Consider the following 1,191-nt stretch of genomic DNA (forward strand, 5'->3'; position numbering starts at 1 on the left):
AAGAGCCCGCCATCACACCCGATCTGATTGCCGCACACGGGCTCAAGCCCGAGGAATATGACATGATCCTCGAGATCATCGGGCGTGAACCGACCTTTACCGAGCTTGGCATTTTCTCGGCTATGTGGAACGAACATTGTTCTTACAAGTCGTCGAAGAAGTGGTTGCGCACTCTTCCGACCTCAGGGCCTCAGGTCATTTGCGGACCGGGCGAGAATGCCGGTGTTGTGGATATCGGCGACGGTCAGGCCGTTGTTTTCAAGATGGAAAGTCACAATCACCCGTCTTACATCGAGCCCTATCAAGGCGCGGCAACGGGTGTCGGCGGCATCCTTCGGGACGTGTTCACCATGGGTGCCCGCCCGATCGCTTCGATGAACGCGCTGTCCTTCGGTGAACCCGGCCACCACAAAACCCGCCAGCTGGTCAACGGCGTGGTCGAAGGCATTGGCGGCTATGGCAACTGTTTCGGTGTGCCTTGCGTTGGGGGCGAGGTCCGCTTTCACCCGGCTTACAACGGCAACTGCCTTGTGAACGCCTTTGCCGCCGGTTTGGCCGACAGCGACAAGATTTTCTACTCTGCCGCGTCGGGCGTGGGAATGCCTGTGGTTTATCTGGGTGCCAAGACCGGACGCGACGGTGTTGGCGGCGCGACGATGGCCTCGGCCGAGTTTGACGACACCATCGAGGAAAAACGCCCTACTGTTCAGGTGGGTGATCCCTTCACCGAGAAACGCCTGATGGAAGCAACGCTTGAGCTGATGCAGACCGGTGCCGTGATCTCGATTCAAGACATGGGTGCTGCGGGCCTGACCTGTTCCGCGGTTGAGATGGGCGACAAGGGCGGTCTGGGCGTACGTCTGGATCTGGAAAACGTCCCCCAGCGCGAAGAGAACATGACAGCTTATGAAATGATGCTGTCCGAATCTCAGGAACGCATGCTGATGGTTCTCAAACCCGAACTTGAGGCCGAGGCCCGCGCCGTGTTCGAAAAATGGGATCTCGATTTCGCAATCGTTGGCGAAACCATTGCCGAAGACCGCTTCCTGATCATGCACAACGGTGAGGTCAAGGCCGATCTCGTCCTGTCCAAACTGTCTTCGACCGCGCCCGAATATGATCGCCCTTGGGTGCCGACGCCCGAAGCCGAAGAACTGGCTGAAGTGCCTCAGATCGACCCGATTGACGGCC

At 58.5% G+C, this 1,191-nt stretch carries 1 protein-coding gene; it reads left to right on the forward strand.

Going from position 1 to position 1,191, the window contains the following annotated elements:
• Window positions 1-1,191 (forward strand): phosphoribosylformylglycinamidine synthase subunit PurL (gene purL, locus ACR0C6_RS21305; protein WP_480621099.1); only part of this gene is annotated, 1,191 nt, incomplete at both ends.

It is taken from the genome of Ruegeria sp. AL12, from assembly GCF_056540885.1.